At 48.1% G+C, this 24,395-nt stretch carries 13 protein-coding genes, 3 rRNA genes and 2 riboswitches; of the genes, 15 read left to right on the forward strand and 1 reads right to left on the reverse strand.

The window, feature by feature from the left end:
* Positions 1-71 precede the first annotated feature (71 nt).
* The 11 genes from NST33_RS03595 to NST33_RS03645 all read left to right on the forward strand — a co-directional run bounded on the left by NST33_RS03595 (position 72) and on the right by NST33_RS03645 (position 18,019).
* Positions 72-1,061 (forward strand): MoxR family ATPase, encoded by a 990-nt coding sequence (locus tag NST33_RS03595; RefSeq protein ID WP_339306774.1) that lies wholly within the window; start codon positions 72-74, stop codon positions 1,059-1,061.
* Positions 1,058-2,323, forward strand: coding sequence for a DUF58 domain-containing protein (locus NST33_RS03600; RefSeq protein ID WP_339306776.1), 1,266 nt, complete (start codon positions 1,058-1,060; stop codon positions 2,321-2,323). The genes NST33_RS03595 and NST33_RS03600 overlap by 4 nt, the downstream gene beginning before the upstream one ends.
* Complete coding sequence (locus NST33_RS03605) at positions 2,310-4,673, forward strand: transglutaminase domain-containing protein (protein WP_339306778.1); 2,364 nt, start codon at positions 2,310-2,312, stop codon at positions 4,671-4,673. The genes NST33_RS03600 and NST33_RS03605 overlap by 14 nt, the downstream gene beginning before the upstream one ends.
* Positions 4,674-5,053: 380 nt before the next feature.
* Positions 5,054-6,592: a glutamine-hydrolyzing GMP synthase gene (gene guaA, locus NST33_RS03610; RefSeq protein ID WP_221825786.1), complete on the forward strand. Its 1,539-nt coding sequence runs from the start codon at positions 5,054-5,056 to the stop codon at positions 6,590-6,592.
* 238 nt (positions 6,593-6,830) lie between these two features.
* Entirely contained in the window at positions 6,831-7,085 is a 255-nt protein-coding gene (locus NST33_RS03615; RefSeq protein ID WP_339306781.1) for a hypothetical protein, read from the forward strand.
* 405 nt (positions 7,086-7,490) lie between these two features.
* Positions 7,491-7,590, forward strand: a riboswitch (purine riboswitch).
* A 171-nt stretch (positions 7,591-7,761) separates the two neighbouring features.
* Positions 7,762-9,138: an NCS2 family permease gene (locus NST33_RS03620; protein ID WP_339306782.1), complete on the forward strand. Its 1,377-nt coding sequence runs from the start codon at positions 7,762-7,764 to the stop codon at positions 9,136-9,138.
* 771 nt (positions 9,139-9,909) lie between these two features.
* Positions 9,910-11,462, forward strand: a 16S ribosomal RNA gene (locus tag NST33_RS03625).
* 310 nt (positions 11,463-11,772) lie between these two features.
* A 23S ribosomal RNA gene (locus NST33_RS03630) occupies positions 11,773-14,700 on the forward strand.
* 78 nt (positions 14,701-14,778) lie between these two features.
* Positions 14,779-14,895: ribosomal RNA gene (rrf, locus tag NST33_RS03635) — 5S ribosomal RNA — on the forward strand.
* Together the 16S, 23S and 5S rRNA genes form the textbook arrangement of a ribosomal RNA operon.
* A 276-nt stretch (positions 14,896-15,171) precedes the next feature.
* Positions 15,172-16,677 carry a dienelactone hydrolase gene (locus NST33_RS03640; protein WP_339306784.1) on the forward strand — a complete coding sequence of 502 codons (1,506 nt, stop codon included), beginning with the start codon at positions 15,172-15,174 and terminating at the stop codon, positions 16,675-16,677.
* A 334-nt stretch (positions 16,678-17,011) separates the two neighbouring features.
* On the forward strand, positions 17,012-18,019 hold the full coding sequence (locus NST33_RS03645; RefSeq protein ID WP_339306786.1) for a ketoacyl-ACP synthase III: 1,008 nt from the start codon (positions 17,012-17,014) through the stop codon (positions 18,017-18,019).
* Positions 18,020-18,193: 174 nt separating this feature from the next.
* On the opposite strand, the gene NST33_RS03650 is transcribed toward NST33_RS03645, so the two are convergent.
* Entirely contained in the window at positions 18,194-20,128 is a 1,935-nt protein-coding gene (locus tag NST33_RS03650) for an amidase family protein (RefSeq protein WP_339306788.1), read from the reverse strand.
* A 371-nt stretch (positions 20,129-20,499) separates the two neighbouring features.
* Between NST33_RS03650 and NST33_RS03655 the strand changes: the two genes are divergently transcribed.
* The 4 genes from NST33_RS03655 (at position 20,500) to NST33_RS03670 (ending at position 23,932) form a co-directional block, all read left to right on the forward strand.
* Positions 20,500-22,629 (forward strand): DNA topoisomerase III, encoded by a 2,130-nt coding sequence (locus NST33_RS03655; protein WP_221818706.1) that lies wholly within the window; start codon positions 20,500-20,502, stop codon positions 22,627-22,629.
* Between the two features lie 161 nt (positions 22,630-22,790).
* Positions 22,791-22,928, forward strand: a complete 138-nt coding sequence (locus NST33_RS03660) for a hypothetical protein (RefSeq protein ID WP_186327993.1) — start codon at positions 22,791-22,793, stop codon at positions 22,926-22,928.
* 125 nt (positions 22,929-23,053) lie between these two features.
* A complete protein-coding gene (locus NST33_RS03665; protein WP_017690702.1) occupies positions 23,054-23,317 on the forward strand; it encodes a DUF1294 domain-containing protein in 264 nt (87 codons plus the stop codon).
* A gap of 180 nt (positions 23,318-23,497) precedes the next feature.
* The gene (locus tag NST33_RS03670; protein WP_076215141.1) at positions 23,498-23,932 is read left to right on the forward strand and encodes a universal stress protein; all 435 of its coding nucleotides are present in this window, start codon (positions 23,498-23,500) and stop codon (positions 23,930-23,932) included.
* Positions 23,933-24,205: 273 nt separating this feature from the next.
* Positions 24,206-24,307: riboswitch (purine riboswitch) on the forward strand.
* The last annotated feature ends 88 nt before the right edge of the window (positions 24,308-24,395 follow it).

Here is a 24,395-nt window from a genome sequence, read left to right on the forward strand (position 1 = left end):
CTTCCGGGCAACACTGAATCATAGATTACTATGGCTCAGAAATGCTGATGAACGGAAGGAGATCAGGAGAAATGTCTTATATTCGAATGGAACATGAACACGCAGTCGAATTGCTAAACAGGGTCATCAAGCGAGTAGAAAGTGTGATTATTGGCAAAAAACAAGAGATTCGTTATGTCCTCACTGCAATGCTCAGTGGAGGTCATGTGCTTCTGGAAGATGTGCCCGGTACGGGGAAAACGATGCTGGTTCGTGCTGTTGCTTCTGCGCTGGATTGCTCCATGGGCCGGATTCAATTCACGTCTGATGTCATGCCGGCAGATGTTACGGGCACCTCAATCTATCAACCGCATACAGCTGAATTCAAGTTTCGGCCCGGACCTGTCATGTCCAACATCGTCCTGGCCGATGAAATAAATCGAGCCTCACCCCGCACTCAGTCTGCCCTTCTGGAGGCAATGGAGGAACGACGTATTACGGTCGATGGCACAACCTACGCCTTGCCACGCCCCTTCTTTCTGCTGGCGACACAGAATCCGTTGCAATTCGAGGGTACGTACCGTCTGCCTGAAGCACAACTGGATCGATTTATCATGAGGATTGGACTGGGGTATCCAGATCCAGAGCAGGAACTGGAATTGTTAACCCGCATGCAAAGCAGGGAAGTACTTGAAGAACTTCGTCCTGTCCTGCTTGCTGAAGAGGTTGTAGCCATGCAGCGTGAAGTCAAACAGGTACATGTTGATCCTGTTGTCAAACAGTATCTGGTGGCCGTTGCTGTGGCTTCTCGCAGCCTTCCGGCGGTAAGACTGGGCATCAGTCCTCGCGGAACACTGGCCTGGATGGCTGCTGCGCAGTCATTTGCCTACCTTCAGGGACGCAGTTATGTCATACCGGATGATGTGAAAGAGGTGGCTGTGCCTGTCCTTTCCCATCGTATTCAATTGAAGCCCCAGAACAGAGCGGAGGTTTGGGGGCAAGTACAAGTCATTGAAGAAGCATTGTCATCGGTTCCGGTACCTGTACAAATGGCATCACAGGGAAGGGGACGGAGACAATGACTGCGCTGGGACAACGGATTGTGAGTGCTGTCTTGGTGGTGGCTTTTGCTTCCTTGTATCAGTGGCATGGGGGCAAAGTGGCGTTGTTTCTATCCGTTATAACTTTCTTGATGTTCACAGGAGGTCTGCTTCTCCATTGGTTCAGACCACGGCGTATTCACATCCGTCGGAAAATACACACGAACCGGATTGAGGCAGGCGAGCATGTACGGGTTCTGGTCGAACTGGAATTCAATTGCCGTATTCCATTGTTATGGATCGTTCTGTGTGAGAACACACCTGCAGGTGTTCATCGCAAATTGATTTTCCCGGGAACACGGCGACAATTTTCCTATCAATATGAATGTTCTGGGTTACGCAGAGGAGTCTACAGATGGGATACGGGCAGATTGTACTGGGGGGATATGTTTGGCTGGAATACCCTCTCCGCAGAGATCGCAGGAGGTACCCCCCTGATCGTTGTTCCTCAAGCAACGGCTTGGGGGAAGGGTGATTCGGTAGAATTCGCAGCGATGATCGAAGGGACTTTTTCGGAGCGAAGAAATAGTCAGGGAAACCGTAGCCCTGAGTTTCGTGAATATCAGCAGGGTGACCCACTGGGACGAGTTCATTGGAAAAGTACAGCCAAAACGGGAAAACTTCAGACCTTTCTGCCTGATACCACGGATCTAGCTTCACTCGGCATCCTTGTGTATGAAGGCGCGTCGGGTTATGACGTAAAACAGCGGGAGAACATGGATGCACCTGCTTTTGAACGAGTGGTTCGTACAGCTGCCCGCTGGATTCATACCGCTGAGCAGGATGACATTCCTTATCATCTGTGGATGGAAGGCGGCGATAAGAGTTATGATGCACAAGATCAATGGCAACATGGGCCGTTCCATGCAGATGATGAGAATCATGGACTGGACAAGTTAGCGGGAGCGCGAATATCCAAAGCACAATCAACCTCTGTTTCGCTTCGAACGGAGATGCTGGATGGACTGGCGAGCGGGTCGCGAATTGTGGTTCTCACAGGCAAGATGGATCCGGTTCTGGCCGAATGGATCATAACTGCAATCGGGTCGGGTTATCGTGTCGAGGTGCAATTGACTGAAGCGAATCAGGACCAATTAGGATCAACGGATAGATTGATGAATGGATTGGGATATGACAGCTTAAGTTTGGAGCGGCTTCGTCACAGCGGGGTGCCGATCCACGCGGTTACAGACGTTGCGTTATCTTCATTGGGAAAGGTGGAGGTAACGGATGTGGGAGCGTAATCGTAACCAGCAACCAAATTCCACTGTGGCCGACTTAGAGTCAACGGCCCGTACGAGAATAGAATCGGCCTATTCTGTATATAAAGCTGTGAACCAGAATTCTGTGACGGATATAAAGGATGAGGGATATGTTAGCGTACCTGTCCTGTACAAAATTTTTATTTCGGCCATTTTACTTATACTGTCTCTGGAGTGGATATATCCTGTTACATCATCAGATCAGCAGGGCAGTGAACGGTTCTTGTCCGTAATGGCGGGATTAACGGGAGCATTGTTGCTCGTAGGGCTAATTCGTACAGGATGGATCACTGGGGTACTGATCCGATTATTCATTGCACTCGCTGCTTTATGTCTGATGTACGGAGGAAGTGATCCTGTTCGTTGGGCGGCTGCTTATCCGGGAATATTTTCAGCGGATATGGACACTTTTATAAATAAATGGCGATTCCACTCGATTAGTACAGAAACGAGAGGTTTGTTCATGATGTGCGGCTGGAGCATGCTCATGGCTTCTGTGCAATCCCTCGTATTGTTACGTCGAAGCGTTATGCTGTTTGGCAGTGCGACGCTGCTCTATTTGCTTCTGCTTGAATCCTTTGCGGGGCTGGATGTGTATGCTTCTGTAATACGGTCTGTCCTATGGACTTTTCTTATTCAGGCTCTGCTTCAGCTACTACGTCTCAATGGAGGAGTCACGACTCCGAGTTATCACGGCAGCCCCTATGGCCGTTGGAGTGCAGTAACTATCGTTGTTTCCGCAGCTATGGTGCTTCTCTCCGCGTTACCTGGCCAGTTTGCTTCCATTCCTCAACCGGAACGCATATCTCTGGAACAGATGGGTGAACGTATAGCTCGATGGGCAGGTTATACACAGCACAGTAGTATCCCTGCTGCAACGGCAGTCACGGGATATAGCACAGCTGACGCGCCTATGGGAGCACCGTTGGTGCAGGGGAATTCCATCTTTTTTATAGCGAAGAGTCCAAAAGTGACGTATTGGCGAGGGGAGACCCGTTCATATTATAACGGTAGTACTTGGAGTGATCCGGGTCAAAGCTTTGAAACAGCAAGTCCATCCGGAATGCTGCGTGCTGATGGTTGGGAGAATCCAACCTATTGGAATCGCATTCGCCAAACCGTTACGATGCAGCGAGAGTGGAAAGGGCCAAATCCACTCTTTACCGGGGGCATACCGGTCAACGTATCGTTCCAGGATAAGAACAAGGATAATCAGGAAAACATGTTTTCTTTGCTGTCTAATCGCAATTCGGCAACATTGTGGCTCGCGAGCTCAGGGGACGATAAGATAGTTAAAAATTATTCGGCAGACGTCATGGTTCCTGTCGCAACACCTGAACAGTTACGTCTGCTTGGGGAAACGAATAAAGGGAAAGATCCGGCAGCCATTCGGAGGGACTATCTGCAATTGCCTACATCACTCCCCGGTCGAGTGCAGACGCTCGCCAAGGAAATCATTCAAGGCAGTGAGACCCGGTATGACGCTGTGCAAGCTGTAAAGACTTATCTGGCTGCTCATGCCGAGTATACGTTGGATACCCGTATGCCACCGCGGGGAACAGATTTTGTGGACGATTTTCTATTCGTCACCCGGCAGGGGTATTGCAATCATTTCTCCACAGCTATGATTGTGTTACTTCGTTCGGAAGGTATCCCCGCACGCTGGGTTAAAGGCTTTGGCCCCGGAGTTGCTGACCCGGATGTGCCCAGTCAGTATGTGATTTCACAGGGAGATGCACATTCCTGGGTAGAGGTGTATTTTCCGGGTGCAGGCTGGATGCCGTTTGAGGCCACGCCTGGCTTCACCATGGCGCAAGGCGCGGGCGAAGATGCTGCAGCACTCGCCGGGCCGCAGCCTGGCGCGGAGACTCCGCCGTATATGAGCGGCGGATTGGCTAACGCGGGCGCATGGCTGCTCGCCCGCGCACGGGCCATTGCCGCGGAGCCATGGCTCGCGGCAGCCCTTGTGGCAGCGGCCCTGCTGGGCGCCGCTGCTCTGGTCCGCATGCGGCGGCTACGCCCCGCGCTGCGGTTAGGGCTGCTGCTGGCGTGGCCACGCAGCAGCTTTCCAGACCGCGAGCGGCTGCTGCGCGCCGCCGCTCCGGTCTGGTCCGCGCTCGCGCGCCGGTACGGCCCGCGGCCGCCGGGGATGACGCTGCGTGAATATGCAGCGTCACCGGCTTTGGCCGCAGGCGCGGACGGCGCGGACATCGCGCGGTTTGCAGCCGACTGGGAACGGCTGCTGTACGGCCCAGACCGTCCGCTGCGCGCGGACAGTCTGGACTTCCTGCGCCGGGCACTTCGTCTGGCCCGGCGGCTGCAGGCGTTGTAACACAAGGATGTTACAACGTTACACCAAAGATGCGAAGCAGCTGCCATACAATCGCTATCGCTTTCCAATAGAGCTTGGCCACTTGTGGGCAGATGAAGATCGCCATTGGCTGGCGCATTGTTATTTAAATGCAGCGTTTGGTTCATCGCTGCATGCCATACATAAGACGCCTTTCGCGCTTCGCTGCGAACGAGGCGTCTTTCCACGATCATACACTTGAACCAGCATCTTGCTGCCAAGCTTTTCTAATCGAAAATTCATATTTAGAGGCAATTGGTAATCCTGTTTTGATATGTCGAAAAAAGGAGTTTCGCCTTTCCTTGACGGTATGTTTTGTCGTTGCGTATAATTAGTTTCATTGAATTGAGGGAGGCACGGTAATGAATAAACCAAATGAAATTGTGGTTGTCCTTGACTTTGGGGGCCAATACAACCAGTTAATCGCCAGAAGAATTCGGGATCTCGGCGTATACAGCGAGCTTTTGCCGTATAACACACCGGCAGAGAAGATCGCAGAAATGTCACCACGAGGAATCATTTTCTCTGGCGGACCATCCAGTGTGTACGCAGAAAATGCACCACATGTGGACCCGGCTATCTATGATCTTGGACTTCCCATCTTCGGAATCTGTTACGGGATGCAACTTATGGCCCAGCAGCTTGAAGGTAAAGTAGAACGCTCCGAGAAGCGTGAGTACGGTAAAGCCGACATCGAGTTCGCAGCAGGTGCTGCTCTTGCACAAGGTATCGACGGTGAGCACACAGTATGGATGAGTCACGGTGACCACGTGGTTACACTCCCTCCGGGTTTCAAACTGGATGCAGGCACGGAAAGTGCGCCAATCGCTGCAATGAGTAACGACGAGCGCAAATTATATGCTGTTCAGTTCCACCCGGAAGTACGTCACTCTGTTCGTGGTAACGATATGATTCGTAACTTCCTGTTCGAAATCTGTGGTTGCGAAGGCAACTGGAGCATGGAGACATTCATTGAAGATACGATCAAAGATATTCGTGAAAAAGTGGGCGACGGTAAAGTTCTGTGTGCACTGAGCGGTGGCGTGGATTCTTCTGTTGTTGCTGCACTGCTACACAAAGCCATTGGCGACCAACTGACATGTATGTTTATCGACCATGGTCTGCTGCGCAAAGGCGAAGCAGAAAGTGTAATGGAGACATTTGTCGGCAAATTCGACATGAAAGTTGTCAAAATTGATGCACAGGAACGCTTCCTGTCCAAACTGGTAGGCGTCGATGATCCGGAACAAAAACGTAAAATCATCGGTAACGAGTTTATTTACGTATTTGATGAAGAATCCAAGCAATTTGATGATTTTGAATTCCTGGCGCAAGGTACACTGTACACAGATATCGTGGAAAGTGGTACAGCAACTGCACAGACCATCAAATCCCACCACAACGTGGGCGGTCTGCCTGAGGACATGAACTTCAAACTGATTGAGCCACTGAGTGCTCTGTTCAAAGACGAAGTGCGTAAAGTCGGCGAAGAGTGCGGTCTGCCTGAAGCTATCGTATGGCGTCAGCCTTTCCCAGGCCCGGGTCTTGCGATCCGTGTTCTTGGTGAGGTTACCGAAGAGAAACTTAAAATTGTTCGTGATTCAGACTACATTCTGCGTGAAGAGATTGCCAAAGCCGGTCTCGACCGCGAAATCTGGCAGTACTTCACAGCCCTGCCGAACATGAAGAGTGTTGGCGTTATGGGTGATGCGCGTACGTATTCCTACACTGTAGGTATTCGTGCCGTAACGTCCATCGACGGTATGACTGCGGACTGGGCACGTATCCCTTGGGATGTGCTGGAGAAAATCTCCGTACGGATCGTTAACGAAGTTGATAATGTAAACCGTATCGTCTATGACGTAACTTCCAAACCACCTGCAACGATCGAGTGGGAGTAGGGTATACACCCAAACAATATTTTTTAAAAAGCTCTCTTTTATCTGCGGCCTATCGCAGATAGAAGGGAGTTTTTTATTGCATATATTATGATTAAACTTTTATCAGGGGACTGTTTTCCTAGTAATAAACTCTCGAATTTCATCCCATTTTAAAGTTCACTTCATGATCCTTTCAGGTCGGGCCTGTACAATAGGTATATACTAAGAGCTATATGGCTACTGAAAGGAGATTGAATGTATGCGTAAAACCGACTATATGAGCAAATGGAAAATGGGCATTGGAAGTGCGTTTCTGATGGTGATGCTGGCAGGATACGGTTCAGAAATGCAAGACCTTGCCTCCGGTTCGGGAGAATTACCATTTGTGAACTTAGAGGCAGCGGATGCTTCTTCCGATCAGACCAGAAATCAGGAGTTATCCTCTGACTTAACAACAAACACGAATCAGGAACAACAAGAGCTACAGGGTGATGCTCCGCAGACAGAGATATAGTTAACATAGGACTGATCCGGTAAAAAAATGCTCTGGAACATGTCGCAAATTGCTCCATATACCTAATGAGTTTTACTCTTCGGAATACGAGACATCGTTATTATTCCTATAGCATCATTCACCTGATTGCTAAAACACATCAGAAACATAAGCTAGCCTGATTAGAGTGCTTCTCGCCCTCTGATCAGGCTAGCTTTTTATGTTATCCTGCGGAACTTTCAGTCTGAAAGAATGGACATATCCCATTGAGATTACACCGAAAAAAGCGTATTCAATTGGGTTGTAAACCGCTGAACTGGTTCAATCTGTTAAATAATACGAACGATATTCTATAAGGGTGATATTAATATTCGTTTTTCTCATTGACAAAAACATACTGCCCTCCTAAAATAGTGATGGGAAACAAACAAATAGCGCATACTTATTCGTATAATCCTGGGGATTGGCCCGGGAGTCTCTACGAGATCACCCTAATGATCTGGCTACGAAGAGGAGAAGGCTAAGCAGATGAATTCTACATGATTGCGGGGACATCACGCACATTAGAATTTTTTTTGTTCTTAGTAAAGGCATCGTGCCACTCCTTGTCAGCTGAACCCTGGGTGAAGAATCTTCATCAGGGTCATTTGTCGTTTTTCAATATGGCTTCAACATCTCTAAGGGGGAGTTAGTAATTATGGATCGTTTCTTTAAATTAAAAGAAAACGGAACAAACGTTAGAACGGAGATTGTTGCGGGTCTCACTACGTTTATGACAATGGCTTACATTCTTTTTGTAAATACGTTGTTCTTGGGACAAGCCGGTGCGGGGATGTCGGATAATGCAGTATTCTTTGCGACAGCCGTCGGCGCTGGATTAATGACTATTATTATGGGATTGTTCGTGAATATTCCGATCGCACTTGCACCAGGTATGGGATTGAATGCGTACTTCATGACTGTCGTTCTAAGTTCGAATGGAGCGATTACTTGGCAGGCTGCTCTCGGAGCGGTATTCCTTTCCGGTATCGTGTTCATTATTTTGACCGTGACAAAAATTCGGCAAATGCTGCTTGTTGCAGTTCCGCAGTCGATCAAAATGGCCATTACGGTTGGTATCGGTCTCTTTATTACCATTATTGGTTTCAAACTTGCTAATCTCGTGGCTGTAACAGTTAATGTTGCACCAGACGCAGATCTGAGTCAGCCGATTCCAGGTAGCAGTTTTAACCTGTCATTGGGTAACTTTATAACACATCACGATGCATTGCTGGCTCTGATTGGTTTGCTCCTTATTGCTATACTGATGGTTATGCGCGTCAAAGGCGCTCTGCTGATCGGGATCGTAGCAACAACGCTGATTGGTATTCCGATGGGCGTTACGAATCTGAGTGGCCTTTCAGGCGCAAGCTGGTTGCCTAATTTCAGTGATCTGGCGGTTGGACAGCTGGATTTGAAAGGTGCCATCAGTCTCGGATTGTTCGAGATCATCTTCATCTTTACCTTCGTTGAATTGTTCGACACGTTTGGTACGATGGTAGGTACTGCAACACGTATGGGGATTATGAAGGATAAGAAAAAAGGCGAGAAAGCAATCGGTAAAGCGATGCTCGTCGATGCAGTTGGTGTCAGCGCAGGTGCTGCACTGGGTACAAGTACTATTACAGCATACGTTGAAAGTGCTTCAGGCGTTGAGGCGGGGGGACGTACAGGACTTACCTCGGTAACGACAGGTTTGTTGTTCATTTTGGCCCTGTTTATCGCACCGCTTGCGCTTGTTGTTCCATCCGCTGCGACGGCTCCGGCATTGATCATCGTGGGTGTGCTTATGATGAGTCAAGTGCGCAGCATTGAGTGGGATGATTTCCTGCAAGCTTTCCCTGCGTTCCTTACCATTGTATTGATGCCTTTCACAGGCGGAATCGCGAACGGAATCTCGGCAGGTATCGTATCTTATGTGATTCTGGCGGTATTCAGTAACTTGGTTACAGAACGCAAAGTGAAAATTCACTGGCTCATGTGGATCTTGGCGCTCATTGTAATCTGCCGATACGTATTTATTGGCGGGGAGTAAACTTAATTTAGTTTTATGAAGAGTACGGAGATAAGTTTTTATCTTATAAAATGAAAGGAAGCGGAAGCCACGGGATTCAAACCCGGAGCTTTCGCTTTTTTTTGTTTTCCTTCTTGAGCAAAATGAATCTCAAAAATGTTTACCTTCTATAATAGAAGGAACGATATAATGCTCTATGCTCTGCTGGTTGTTTATCCAATGAAATCATCGGTTTATAAGTTCTATAGCGTGTTGAGTCTGTACTGTATACAACATGACTATCTCTATAATTGGATTAGGGTTCATACGGGAAACCATTTGCTTATGTAACTTAATTACTCCGGTTCATTAAAGCTAGTGAGCAGATGTATCATTTAGCAGACTATAGGGCGATACTTGTTAAAAGGTCTACAGGGTACTCATTTTATTAGAATTTAATGTTTATCTAAAAAAGACTTGCGTTCCATAACTGTACATGGTATATTCTATTTCCGGCCAAAAAACACGAGATACACGGTGCGGCAAGCGAATGAAATAAGCTTCGAAAGAAACTTGAAAAAAGAGCTTGCAAAGTTGGTTTGGATGTGATATTATATAAGAGTTGCTGAAGAGAACGACATTCGGTAACAAAATAAGTTTGATCTTTGAAAACTGAACAACGAGTGAGTAAACATTCTGCTTGCAGAATGAACGCAAAAGTTTGAGACAAGCCCTGGCTTGAATCGACTGGAGCACAAATGAGATTTTTAATCTCGTCAGATTCAAAATGAGCTTATCGCTCTTTTCAATACTTTATTGGAGAGTTTGATCCTGGCTCAGGACGAACGCTGGCGGCATGCCTAATACATGCAAGTCGAGCGGACTTGAAGAGAAGCTTGCTTCTCTGATAGTTAGCGGCGGACGGGTGAGTAACACGTAGGCAACCTGCCCTCAAGTTTGGGACAACTACCGGAAACGGTAGCTAATACCGAATAATTGTTTTCTTCGCCTGAAGGAAACTGGAAAGACGGAGCAATCTGTCACTTGGGGATGGGCCTGCGGCGCATTAGCTAGTTGGTGGGGTAACGGCTCACCAAGGCGACGATGCGTAGCCGACCTGAGAGGGTGATCGGCCACACTGGGACTGAGACACGGCCCAGACTCCTACGGGAGGCAGCAGTAGGGAATCTTCCGCAATGGGCGAAAGCCTGACGGAGCAATGCCGCGTGAGTGATGAAGGTTTTCGGATCGTAAAGCTCTGTTGCCAGGGAAGAACGCTTGGGAGAGTAACTGCTCTCAAGGTGACGGTACCTGAGAAGAAAGCCCCGGCTAACTACGTGCCAGCAGCCGCGGTAATACGTAGGGGGCAAGCGTTGTCCGGAATTATTGGGCGTAAAGCGCGCGCAGGCGGTCATTTAAGTCTGGTGTTTAATCCCGGGGCTCAACCCCGGATCGCACTGGAAACTGGGTGACTTGAGTGCAGAAGAGGAGAGTGGAATTCCACGTGTAGCGGTGAAATGCGTAGATATGTGGAGGAACACCAGTGGCGAAGGCGACTCTCTGGGCTGTAACTGACGCTGAGGCGCGAAAGCGTGGGGAGCAAACAGGATTAGATACCCTGGTAGTCCACGCCGTAAACGATGAGTGCTAGGTGTTAGGGGTTTCGATACCCTTGGTGCCGAAGTTAACACATTAAGCACTCCGCCTGGGGAGTACGGTCGCAAGACTGAAACTCAAAGGAATTGACGGGGACCCGCACAAGCAGTGGAGTATGTGGTTTAATTCGAAGCAACGCGAAGAACCTTACCAGGTCTTGACATCTGAATGACCGGTGCAGAGATGTACCTTTTCTTCGGAACATTCAAGACAGGTGGTGCATGGTTGTCGTCAGCTCGTGTCGTGAGATGTTGGGTTAAGTCCCGCAACGAGCGCAACCCTTATATTTAGTTGCCAGCACTTCGGGTGGGCACTCTAGATAGACTGCCGGTGACAAACCGGAGGAAGGTGGGGATGACGTCAAATCATCATGCCCCTTATGACCTGGGCTACACACGTACTACAATGGCCGGTACAACGGGCTGCGAAATCGCGAGATGGAGCCAATCCCAACAAAGCCGGTCTCAGTTCGGATTGCAGGCTGCAACTCGCCTGCATGAAGTCGGAATTGCTAGTAATCGCGGATCAGCATGCCGCGGTGAATACGTTCCCGGGTCTTGTACACACCGCCCGTCACACCACGAGAGTTTATAACACCCGAAGTCGGTGGGGTAACCGCAAGGAGCCAGCCGCCGAAGGTGGGATAGATGATTGGGGTGAAGTCGTAACAAGGTAGCCGTATCGGAAGGTGCGGCTGGATCACCTCCTTTCTATGGAGAATCGTTTCCCGAGTGGAAACATTCAAATACGCAGCTTAGCTGCAAAACACTCACTCGTTGCTCAGTTTTGAGAGCTCAAACTCTCAAACAGCTTGCTTTTGCATGGAGCTTGTTCTTTGAAAACTAGATATCGAAACGAAACAAACGCGAATTAGAACATTCCTTTTTAGCTGAACTTGTGTTAAACAAGTTTCAATAAAAACGGTAGTCAAATTGCTTTTGTGATGGTATCGGGTGAGAGCGACTTTTGGCTTTGCGCAAGCAAAACAAGGGAAGCGAGCAGTCAAAACCGGAACAAAATGGTTAAGCTACTAAGAGCACACGGAGGATGCCTAGGCGCTAGGAGCCGATGAAGGACGTGGCGAACAACGAAACTGCCTCGGGGAGCTGTAAGCAAGCTTTGATCCGGGGGTGTCCGAATGGGGAAACCCAGCTGGGGTAATTTCCAGTTACTCATAACTGAATACATAGGTTATGTAGAGGCATACCAGGGGAACTGAAACATCTAAGTACCCTGAGGAAGAGAAAACAATAGTGATTCCGTCAGTAGCGGCGAGCGAACGCGGAGAAGCCCAAACCAGAGAGCTTGCTCTTTGGGGTTGTGGGACGTCTCACATGGAGTTACAAAGGAACCGGTTAAGCGAAGAGGTCTGGAAAGGCCCGCCAAAGAAGGTAAAAGCCCTGTAGTTGAAAGTTGGTTCCCTCCGAGACGGATCCCGAGTAGTGCGGGGCACGTGAAACCCCGTATGAATCCGGCAGGACCATCTGCCAAGGCTAAATACTTCCTAGCGACCGATAGTGAAGCAGTACCGTGAGGGAAAGGTGAAAAGCACCCCGGAAGGGGAGTGAAATAGAACCTGAAACCGTGTGCTTACAAAAAGTCAGAGCCCGTTTTAGGGGTGATGGCGTGCCTTTTGTAGAATGAACCGGCGAGTTACGTTCCCGTGCAAGGTTAAGGTGAAGAGCCGGAGCCGCAGCGAAAGCGAGTCTGAATAGGGCGACATAGTACGTGGACGTAGACCCGAAACCGGGTGATCTACCCCTGTCCAGGGTGAAGGTGCGGTAACACGCACTGGAGGCCCGAACCCACGCATGTTGAAAAATGCGGGGATGAGGTGGGGGTAGCGGAGAAATTCCAATCGAACTCGGAGATAGCTGGTTCTCCCCGAAATAGCTTTAGGGCTAGCCTCGGAAAACAGAGTCGTGGAGGTAGAGCACTGATTGGGTGCGGGGCCCGCAAGGGTTACCAAGCTCAGTCAAACTCCGAATGCCATAGACTTACTTCCGGGAGTCAGACAGTGAGTGCTAAGATCCATTGTCAAAAGGGAAACAGCCCAGACCATCAGCTAAGGTCCCCAAGTGTGTGTTAAGTGGGAAAGGATGTGGAGTTGCACAGACAACCAGGATGTTGGCTTAGAAGCAGCCACCATTGAAAGAGTGCGTAATAGCTCACTGGTCGAGTGACTCTGCGCCGAAAATGTAACGGGGCTAAACACACCACCGAAGCTATGGCTTGATGCTTTGCATCAGGGGTAGGGGAGCGTTGTATAAGGGTTGAAGGTGTACCGTAAGGAGCGCTGGACATTATACAAGTGAGAATGCCGGTATGAGTAACGAAAAGATCAGTGAGAATCTGATCCGCCGAAAGCCTAAGGGTTCCTGAGGAAGGCTCGTCCGCTCAGGGTAAGTCGGGACCTAAGGCGAGGCCGAAAGGCGTAGTCGAAGGACAACAGGTCGAAATTCCTGTACCACCGTAAGCCGTTATGAGCAATGGGGGGACGCAGTAGGGTAGTGACGCGGACTGATGGATGTCCGTCTAAGCAGTGAGGCTGATGTGTAGGCAAATCCGCACATTGTAAGGCTGAGCTGTGATGGGGAGCGAAAATTGTAGTAGCGAAGGTCATGATCTCACACTGCCAAGAAAAGCCTCTAGCCAGGTGATGGTGCCCGTACCGCAAACCGACACAGGTAGGCGAGAAGAGTATTCTAAGGCGCGCGGAAGAACTCTCGTTAAGGAACTCGGCAAAATGACCCCGTAACTTCGGGAGAAGGGGTGCCCCGGTAGTGTGAATAGCACGAGGGGGCCGCAGTGAAAAGGCCCAAGCGACTGTTTAGCAAAAACACAGGTCTGTGCGAAGCCGTAAGGCGAAGTATACGGGCTGACGCCTGCCCGGTGCTGGAAGGTTAAGGGGAGTGGTTAGGGAGTAATCCCGAAGCTGTGAACCGAAGCCCCAGTAAACGGCGGCCGTAACTATAACGGTCCTAAGGTAGCGAAATTCCTTGTCAGGTAAATTCTGACCCGCACGAATGGCGTAACGACTTGGGCGCTGTCTCAACGAGAGATCCGGTGAAATTTTAATACCTGTGAAGATGCAGGTTACCCGCGACAAGACGGAAAGACCCCATGGAGCTTTACTGCAGCTTGATATTGAATTTGGGTACGATCTGTACAGGATAGGTGGGAGCCTTTGAAGCATGAGCGCCAGCTTGTGTGGAGGCAACGTTGGGATACCACCCTGATCGTATCTAGGTTCTAACCTGGTACCGTAATCCGGTGCGGGGACAGTGTCAGGTGGGCAGTTTGACTGGGGCGGTCGCCTCCTAAAGAGTAACGGAGGCGCCCAAAGGTTCCCTCAGAATGGTTGGAAATCATTCGAAGAGTGCAAAGGCATAAGGGAGCTTGACTGCGAGACCTACAAGTCGAGCAGGGACGAAAGTCGGGCTTAGTGATCCGGTGGTACCGCATGGAAGGGCCATCGCTCAACGGATAAAAGCTACCCTGGGGATAACAGGCTTATCTCCCCCAAGAGTCCACATCGACGGGGAGGTTTGGCACCTCGATGTCGGCTCATCGCATCCTGGGGCTGAAGTAGGTCCCAAGGGTTGGGCTGTTCGCCCATTAAAGCGGTACGCGAGCTGGGTTCAGAACGTCGTGAGACAGTTCGGTCCCTATCTGTCGTGGGCGTAGGAAATTTGAGAGGAGCTGTCCTTAGTACGAGAGGACCGGGATGGACGTACCGCTGGTGTACCAGTTGTTCCGCCAGGAGCACCGCTGGGTAGCTATGTACGGACGGGATAAACGCTGAAAGCATCTAAGCGTGAAGCCCCCCTCAAGATGAGATTTCCCAGTATGTAAGACCCCTTGAAGACGACGAGGTAGATAGGCTGGGGGTGGAAGTGCAGCAATGCATGGAGCTGACCAGTACTAATCGGTCGAGGGCTTATCCAATAGCAAGTTCTAAATCGCATGTTTCGTTTCGAATCTAGTTTTCAGAGAACGATCTCTGAATGTAAGCTAAGCTATGCGTTTGGTGGCGATGGCGGAGGGGTTCCACACGTACCCATCCCGAACACGACCGTTAAGCCCTCTAGCGCCGATGGTACTTGGACCGCAGGGTCCTGGGAGAGTAGGACGCCGCCAAGCAAAGAACCACTGCCGATGTTATTCGGTGGTGGTTTTTATTTGTGTATAATTTAATCTATGAAATTAGGAACAGCTCAGATTTTATGGGCTGTTTTTTTATTACACAATTCACCTCAGATATCCAGATGTGCACTTAACCAGCAACCTGGATACATACTTGATAACAATCTTACAAGAGTGTAAGGCGATTGTAATCTAGATCAATAGGTATCAATCTTGCTGCTCCTGTATATTAATCCTATCCATCGAAGGGATTAATTTTTAGGGGGAGTTGTCGTGAGGCTTTTTGAAATACTGTTGTTCTTTTCAAGTGTTTTTTTGTTGGCAATCCCATTTATATTCAATCAACGTATCAGGAGATCTGCTTTGCTCCTGACAAGCGGAGTCGGCATCATTCTTTTAGTGATACATTTTCTTGTTGAAGGATACAGGATTCAGCTTGTATTTTTATACGGATTTACGCCCCTGATGTTCATGTTTTCTCTTATAAAAGTTGTTCGATCACAGAAAGGCGTGTGGCCAGTCTCCCGAATTCTTAGAGTGCTTGGTCCCCTTTTTATTGCAATTGGGCTGATCGTAACAGTCTGTTTCCACTATGTGTTTCCGGTTTTTGACCCTCCAGCACCAACTGGCAAGTTAAAAGTAGGCACACAAGTCTTTCATTTCGTCGATCCAAACCGGGAGGAGACATTCGGGAAATCAGAGACAGGCAAGAGAGAATTAATGGTTCAGGTATGGTATCCGGCTGAAGCTGGTACTGGGAAGTATACTCCATTTATCCCTAATCCCCGAATCTTATCTTATATGGCGGAGAATTATTGCCTCCCCGGGTTTACTTTTCAACACCTGAAGTATGTATCCAGTCATGCGTACTTAGCGACTGAAGTCTCTTCAGCTCAGGACTCATACCCATTGGTTCTTGCAAATCCCGGCTTTGGTTCCTCCAGGTTTTTTCACACGTCACAAGCCGAAAATTTGGCGAGTCACGGATATATCGTGGCAGTGATCGACCACACCTATAATACATTTGCAACCGAGTTTCCGGACGGTCAAATCACGACCAATACAACCAGCGATTTGTTTTCACCCGAACATGATTACAGAACAGAAAGAGAAAAACGTGACGAGTTGGGAAAAGTGTTAACCGCCGATGTGGTGTTTGCGCTGGACCAATTCGAACTGATTCAATCGGGGAAAATTCCAAGTCAGCTAAAAGGGAGGGTGGATCTGGGTCATATCGGAGTGTTCGGTCATTCCATTGGAGGGGCGACGGCCTATGATGCTTCTTACGATCCACGAATAAAAGCTGGGATAGACCTTGATGGAGGACTTTATGGTCTGCATGACAAAGAGGGCCTGCGGAAGCCGATTTTGTTCATAAACTCGGAAAGTGGATACGAAAAATTAAAAATGTTGATCGATCACCGAATCTACACGGATGTTGAACTTGAGCGTATGGGTAATACAAGAGAGTGGGTGGATCAAGAAAGGAAAGACAAAAAGTTGGAGCTTGATCGGATGCGTAAAACAGTTGCCGCAGGGGGACAAGTTCTATATATCGATAATGCGGAGCATTTAAATTTTACAGACGTGCAGTTCATTTCTCCAATTTTCAAAATTCTAGGTATTACAGGAAAGATTGCGCCCGATAGAGCAAATTTCATTATTAATTCCTATATGTTGGATTTCTTTGACATGTATCTGAAAGAAAAGGGCGGAATCTTAATGAACGGACCGAATAGTCGGTTCCCGGAAGTGAAGTTCATAACCCCACTATTATAATTATGGAACAGGTTGTCGATATTGCGACAAGCTGTTTTTTATATGATTTTGTATCCGTTTCTTCAAATGTAGCTAGCAGAAATGTCAATTCCCCGTCCCCGTTATTAAGGTTCACCTTAGCCTGAAATTTTTAATTCGACTGATGTAACCCTTATATAAGGACAAAGTGTCTATAGAAAGCTCATAAATAGGGTAATGGTTCAGAAACATCTCTTCACTCGGATAAAAGTAATGCGGATTCCGAGTATAAATTGAGTAAAGATTATAAAAAAATTAGTACCAAGTACTAAGACTTAGTGCTATAATAGAAAAAACAAGTGAGGTGATTACCGGTATGAATCATCAATCAAAGGCAACCATCACGGCAATGGGGACATATGTACCGGATCGAATATTAACGAATGCTGATCTGGAGAAATTGGTCGAGACAAGTGACGAATGGATTGTACAGCGTACTGGGATGAGAGAACGGAGAATTGCAGCTGAAGATCAATTTGTATCTGACCTGGCTACGAAGGCTGTAGAAGATATGATACGCCGTTACCAAGTAAGTGTAGAAGACGTAGATATGATCCTTGTGGCTACAAGTACACCTGAATATGCTTTCCCAAGTACGGCATCCAGAGTACAGGCTAATCTTAAGATCCCACACACGGGCGTACTCGATTTAAATGCTGCATGCGCAGGTTTTACCTACGGACTACAGCTAGCCGACAGTCTGGTGACCAGTGGAATGTACCGCAAAGTACTGATTATTGGAGCAGAGACATTATCCAAAATTACGGATTACACAGACCGCACGACTTGTGTATTGTTTGGTGACGGAGCGGGGGCCTTCTTGGTGGAGAGATCATCGGGTGCTGAAGGTGACTTTATGGCAGCCATATCAGGTACACATGGAGAAGGCGGGGTGCATCTCTATAAGAGTGGCTTGTCTTCTGAGATGAATGGTGTGCCTTTACAGGGTGAGGGATGCCTTGTTCAGAATGGGCGAGAGATTTATAAGTGGGCTGTACGGACGATTCCAGAGCAATTGGGTAAGCTGATAACGAAAGCTGAATTAAGACCTGACCAGATTGACTGGTTTGTCCCGCATAGTGCCAATATGAGAATGATTGAAGCTGTTTGCGAACGTGGTCCAGTTCCTTTGGAACGTACTTTAACCAGTGTCGAGTATCGTGGGAACACATCTGCTGCTTCTATTCCGCTTGCTTTACAGCTTGCAGTGGATGAAGGGAAATTGAAAGAAGGACAGAGTGTAGCTCTCTTTGGCTTTGGTGGTGGTCTGACGTACGCAGGTCTGGTGCTGAAATGGGGCGTGCCGGACAAGGTTCAGGAATGAGTAACATCCGACGGTATGCAGCACAAAAATAAATAGAGAATATAAAAGAGACCACCCAAACTTCATGCAGTCATGAAGAGGGTGGTCTCTTTAGTGGGTTAACTCGTTTCAAAAAAGTGATATAATTGCATCTATTTTTTGTGTTAACCGGAATTGCTTAATCCTATAAATATTTTACGGCGTAAGCTTAGGCGCTTGGCGGTGATGTGTACCTTGTTCGTAGCTGTAAGCCAGCTTGATCAAGGTACCTTCATCAAAGGCACGACCCAGGAACTCCATGCCTACTGGCAAACCATCGGTTGTGAAACCAGCAGGGACCGTGATTGCCGGGAAGCCGGAGAAAGGACTTAAACGGTTGTTACCACCAGAGTTTTGTCCTTCGCCAATAACACCAGCGGCTTGTGTGGACGTAGGATAGATGATGGCATCCAGGTTATTGTCTGCCATAACTTTCAGCAGAGACTCACGTGTAACTTGGGTACGTTTCAGGACGATGTCCTTGTATTCGGCAGTCTCCAACGTTTGACGTGCATCCCGAGTCTTCATGGATTGCTCCTGAGACTTGTCGAACTCTCCGGAAGCGATGATCTCGGACAGACTGTGATATGGAGCATCTGCGCCCAATGAGTCCAGATAGTCATTCAGTTGGAACTTGAATTCATATCCGCTGAGACTTGGGTATTTGTTGATCTCAGTCAAGTTCGGGATGGAGATGGGAACTGCGGTAGCGCCCAGTGTCTTCAGTTCTTCCACAGCGGTGTTGATCACGTCAGCAACGGCTTTTTCTTCAGCTTTGGTACTTGGGATGAGTTCTGTGGCCACACCGATGCGTGCACCTTTCAGTCCGTTTACATCCAAGAAGTCTGTATAGCTGGAAGGGATTTTTCCAACCGCATAAGCTGTAGCGACATCCTTTTTATCATAGCCGGCTGTAGCATCCAACATGATTGCAGCATCACTCACCGTACGGGCCATAGGTCCGCCTACATCCTGTGTCAAAGCCAATGGGATAATGCCTTCACGGCTGGACAGTCCGATGGTTGGACGGATACCCACAAGGCTGTTGAAGCTGGACGGGATTCGGATTGAACCACCAGTGTCTGTACCCATGCCGGCTGCGGCAAAGTTAGATGCAATGGCTGCACCTGTTCCACCGCTTGATCCACCTGGATAGTGGTCCAGGGCGTAAGGGTTCAATGTTTGTCCACCCAATGAGCTGGATGTCGTGATGCCAAATGCGAATTCATGCAGGTTTGTTTTGCCCAAAATAATGGCGCCAGCTGCTTTGAGTTTCTTCACTTGTTCAGCATCGTGAACAGGGACGGAATCTTTCAGACAGATACAGCCTGCGGTTGTTGGCATGTCATTGGTATCGAAATTGTCTTTCACCAAAACCGGAACGCCATGCAGAGGTCCACGAGAACCTTGAGCTGCACGTTCTTCGTCCAATTGCTCCGCAATTTGGAGTGCATCCGGGTTCAGGGTTAATACGGCGTTGATGCTTACACCTTGATCATCGTATTTCTCAATGCGGTCCAGATATTTCTGAACTAGCTCTTTTGATGTCAGTTTTCCTTGCGTCATTGCGGCCTGGAGATCCATAATGGTTGCTTCCTCCAGCACAAACGGTTTTATGTAGTTATAAATGCGGTCTTTCAGTATGGAGAGGTCATTCTCGGTAAGTACAGCGTTTGGAAGGAAGAGGGAATCGGTATAACCTTTCATTAGCCCTGCGGTATTCAATGCACCAACAGCACCTGCGAAAGTGGCTTCATCCGGGACATCCTTGAATGATTCGGAAGTCGAATCAAGTTCGAGCCATTGTTGCAAGGCGATCGCAGCATCTTTACGTTGTACGGTTGTGCCGGAGAGCTTGTCCATGGTAAAAGGAACACCTGCAAGTGTAGCCGCTTCTTCCATGGCCTGAACAAATGCGGCCGGAGTAACAGGCGCTTTTCCTTTGGATACCGCAGCTACTGTTGTTTTACTCGTAGGCGTTGCCGTTGCGGCTGATGCCGAAGGAACCGTTCCTCCCCAAGTTGTGGCAACAGCAGCTCCCGCCAGTAACAAAGCCCCACTTTTTTTCAATACAGATCCATGATAAGTCATGCATCCACGCTCCCTTCCTGTGTCTCATTGATGTGTGTTAGCAGCGATCCTGTTTCTATGCTTTTGACACATTGTATAGTTATGTTAGGTAATCTTACAAGGTTTATATTTATCCAAAAAAACGTATACATCAATACTTTACTGTGTTAATACTTATTCATGCTTCTGTTTACATGTACTCAGAAAAACTATTACATATTTTAATGTAAATAAATATAACATGAATTCGATATGTTGATTAAACATGAGGTTGCAGGATGCGAGTAGTTTAGGAAGTAGAGATGACAGAGCATACCTTTAGTGTGAAATGATATAATGAAAAGATAGGATTAAAGAGACATAACGTTCTACCAGAGAGGAAGAGATATGAAGTGAAGACATTGGTACTCGCAGAAAAACCATCTGTAGCACGCGAAATAGCCAGAGTTATGGGTGCGCGTGATAAACATAAAAGTTATATGGAAGGTCCGAAATATATCGTTACCTGGGCGCTTGGACATCTGGTTGGATTAGCTGAACCGGAGGATTACGACAAAAAGTATGCAACATGGAATCTGGAGGACCTGCCCATTCTGCCAGATCGTACGAAATTGAAAGTACTTAAAGAGACCAACCATCAATATAAAGCGGTGCAGCAGCTGATGAAACGTCAGGATGTAGGCGAACTGGTCATTGCGACGGATGCGGCACGTGAGGGAGAATTGCTGGCTCGTTGGATCATGCAGATGGCTCAGTGGAAAAAACCATTTAAACGCCTGTGGATTTCATCCCAGACAGATAAGGCGATCAAAGACGGATTTGCTTCGCTGAAGCCAGGCAGTCAGTTCGACCGCCTCTATGAATCTGCACGTTGCCGGGCGGAAGCTGACTGGATGATCGGACTTAACGTGACCCGTGCGCTAACCGTTCGTTTTAATGCTCAGTTGTCTGCTGGACGGGTACAAACCCCGACATTAGGTATGATTATGGACAGGGAAAATGAAATTAACGGTTTCCGCTCACAGGAGTATGAGACGTTAACGGCAGATTTGGGAGGTTTTCAGGCTGTGTGGCGGGCAGCTGGAGGAGATTCACGAATTTTTGACCCTCAAGAAACGCAAGAATTGAAGAAACGGGTAGATGGGCGCAAGGGCACGATTGCCCAGGTGAAGAAAAGCGAGAAAGTGGAACCACATCCACTGGCATATGACCTGACGGAACTGCAACGGGATGCCAACCGGAAATATGGTTTCTCTGCAAAGCAAACATCAAATGTCCTGCAACGTCTGTACGAACAGCACAAGCTTGTGACATACCCACGTACGGACAGTCGATACCTGACTTCCGATATGACAGCTACATTGAAAGAACGGCTGGACAGTGTAGCTATTGGACCTTATGCGTCTTTGGCACGTCCTTTGCTGCGCAAAAATCTGAATATCACCAAACGTATTGTGGATGACAGCAAAGTTACGGATCACCATGCGATTATCCCCACGGAGCAGACGGTGCTTCTGAATCAATTGAATCCAGAGGAACGCAAACTGTACGATCTGATCGTACGTCGTTTTATCAGCCTGTTCTATCCGGCAGCGAAGTACGACTCGGTTGCGATCACGGTTCAACTGGGGAATGATTCCTTCCATGTTAAAGGTACAACGGTGAAAGAAAGTGGATGGCGTGAAGTATACGGCGGTGATTACAGCGATGATGACGATGACCGTGCTGATGATGCAGCAGACCATGAGCGTGCGCTTTTGCCAGATGTGCAGCAAGGACAGTCCGTGACGGTTCAGCGTTGCCATATCAAAAGTGGACGGACGATGCCGCCCAAACGGTATACCGAAGCCGCTTTGCTTTCCCAGATGGAAAAGCATGGACTCGGAACTCCGGCTACACGTGCGGATATTATCGAGAAGCTGGTCAGTTCCGATACAATAGATCGTCAAGGCAACAGCATGCACCCGACTGGCAAAGGAAAACAGTTGATTGAACTGGCTGCTCCGCAGCTTCGTACACCGGATCTGACTGCTCGCTGGGAAGCTGAACTGGAACGCATCGCTCGTGGGCAAGGGAAACCGGGGCCGTTTCTGGATAGTATCCGATCCATGGCAAAAGAGCTGGTGTCTACGGTAAAAGGCAGCAAAGCAGAGTACAAGCCGCATAATGTGTCCAATAGCCATTGTCCGGACTGTAACGCACGGTTGTTGGAGAAGAAAGGCAAGCGCGGCAAGTTTCTTGTATGTCCTACCGAGGACTGCGGGTATCGTCGTTCGGCAGAGAAGAGACTCTCCAATCGTCGTTGTGCGCAGTGCCACAAAAAGATGGAAATTAAAGAAGGCAAGGCGGGGTTATATGTTCAATGTCTGCCTTGCGGCATTACAGAAACGCTGGATAAGGACAAACAGCATGTGAACAAACGCGATCAGCAAAAGCTGGTGAAACAATATGCGAAGCAGGAGTCCATTGGTTCTAACCTTGGAGATCTGCTGAAGGCGGCTATGGAGAAAAAGGGAGAGTAGAGCAAGCTCTGAGTTAGCGCAGATCGCATCACGCATGTAATGCTAGTTGCGAATAACTGACGTTATGGAGAGGGATTGCTGCGCGTATCCCTAATCATACATGTGATGCGGTATAAGATCCTCCGTTTTCAGGCAACGTAAGCCAAGGAGGTGATACCCATATGCCGCATAACAAACCCGAAAAGATCCATAACCAGCAGAACAAAGATAGCATTCGGGAAGAAAACATCGCTGTTCGTCCAGCCAAAGCAGCCAAAAGAGTACCAAGTCTGAACGGTATTCCCAAGCAGGAGTCCTAGGTCAGAGTGAGTTAGCGTTTATACACCAATTTCCGGTTCCCTACCCGGTGCGTTGAACATGTCCCGAATGAGGACTATAATGGAGACAGGGAGATGTCCCGGGACAGGGGGATCGCTAGAATTATATGCAAACCGGACTTATATTGTGGTTTTTATTTATTAATGTAGTTGGTTATCTGGTGATGTCCGATGATAAGAGGCGTGCACAACAGCGTCGTGACCGTACACCCGAACGGACGTTATTCTTATTAGCCTTTATAGGCGGTGCTTTGGGAGTCTGGATCGCAATGTATCGGAAAAGGCATAAGACTAAACATCCCAGCTTCACCATTGGTATTCCATTGTTGTTATTCTTGAATGCGGTAATCTACGGTTACTTTATTCAATGAACACATGCGTAACCGTTCATACTGTGGTCTCATATGTAAATTCGTTCTTATAAATGGTTCATTGTGGCTCTGGAACGTTTAAGGAGTTACATGGTTCTGTTATTTAACTGTTAGTTTATTACATGTCAGACCGAAGCTTGCTTCGCGTGCTCTACATATAAAGGAAGGGACGGGATTCACATGTTATTTTCCAAAATATTAGTGGCTTATGATGGTTCCAAAGCTTCAAATAAAGCACTTGATCGTGCGATTGAGCTAGCGAAAGTGTCCCCGAATGCAGTGCTGGATGTCATTCATGCTTTTGATTTCCCGCGTGTATTCATCGGTGAGGGGTTGGCTCCACTGCCACCTTCCCTTAATAATGACTATTACAATCTGGCAGTACAGACGACAGATGAAGCGAAAGAACGAATTCAGGCTGCGGGTGTAACGGCCAATGTGGATTTGATTCAAGGAGCGGCTGCGGAAGTATTGCTTGATTTTGCCAAAGAAAATGATTCTGATATCATTATTATTGGTAGCCGCGGACTGGGTGGAATTCGGGAATTTGTTCTGGGTAGTGTCAGTCACAATGTGGTGCAGCATGCGCAGGTTCCAGTACTGGTCGTAAAATAATAATGGATGAAGTGTGTACGCACTAAAAAGCAGGAAGCCGGTTGTCTTCGAGAGATTGAAGAGGAGCCGGCTTTCTTTTATGGGATGAAATGGATGACTAAGCGAATCTAAAGAAGCAATTCCCGAACATTATATTTGTCAATATGTTAAATGTTCGTCTTTAAGTTGACATTAGCTGTAGGGGATTGTTAGAATGTTAGATGTGTCGATCAGGTAAGAATAAGGTCGAGTAGGAACGAAATATGTAATAAGAGATAACAAAAATGAACGATGATAGTTTGATAGATATTTGCTCGTATAACGCCGGGAATAGGGCCCGGAAGTATCTACCCGGGAACCGTAAATTTCCGGACTACGAGGAGATACGGCTGAGAGTCGCACGCAACCAGATGCGGACAGCAAGCCCCCTTTTGGCATGCCCAAATGAGGGATACGTATTTCTTGGAGTCCGGTGTCCGGAGAA

Origin of the sequence: Paenibacillus sp. FSL L8-0435 (assembly GCF_037965655.1) — a bacterium.
In the GTDB taxonomy this organism is placed as follows: domain Bacteria; phylum Bacillota; class Bacilli; order Paenibacillales; family Paenibacillaceae; genus Paenibacillus.

Bases quoted from the DNA above. Each gene is read 5' to 3' on its own strand.
- NST33_RS03650 (WP_339306788.1), bottom strand. From the start codon at position 20,128: ATGACTTATCATGGATCTGTATTGAAAAAAAGTGGGGCTTTGTTACTG.
- NST33_RS03660 (WP_186327993.1), top strand. From the start codon at position 22,791: ATGCCGCATAACAAACCCGAAAAGATCCATAACCAGCAGAACAAAGAT.
- NST33_RS03595 (WP_339306774.1), top strand. From the start codon at position 72: ATGTCTTATATTCGAATGGAACATGAACACGCAGTCGAATTGCTAAAC.
- NST33_RS03600 (WP_339306776.1), top strand. From the start codon at position 1,058: ATGACTGCGCTGGGACAACGGATTGTGAGTGCTGTCTTGGTGGTGGCT.
- NST33_RS03645 (WP_339306786.1), top strand. From the start codon at position 17,012: ATGAATCATCAATCAAAGGCAACCATCACGGCAATGGGGACATATGTA.
- NST33_RS03665 (WP_017690702.1), top strand. From the start codon at position 23,054: ATGCAAACCGGACTTATATTGTGGTTTTTATTTATTAATGTAGTTGGT.
- NST33_RS03620 (WP_339306782.1), top strand. From the start codon at position 7,762: ATGGATCGTTTCTTTAAATTAAAAGAAAACGGAACAAACGTTAGAACG.
- NST33_RS03605 (WP_339306778.1), top strand. From the start codon at position 2,310: ATGTGGGAGCGTAATCGTAACCAGCAACCAAATTCCACTGTGGCCGAC.
- guaA (WP_221825786.1), top strand. From the start codon at position 5,054: ATGAATAAACCAAATGAAATTGTGGTTGTCCTTGACTTTGGGGGCCAA.
- NST33_RS03615 (WP_339306781.1), top strand. From the start codon at position 6,831: ATGCGTAAAACCGACTATATGAGCAAATGGAAAATGGGCATTGGAAGT.
- NST33_RS03670 (WP_076215141.1), top strand. From the start codon at position 23,498: ATGTTATTTTCCAAAATATTAGTGGCTTATGATGGTTCCAAAGCTTCA.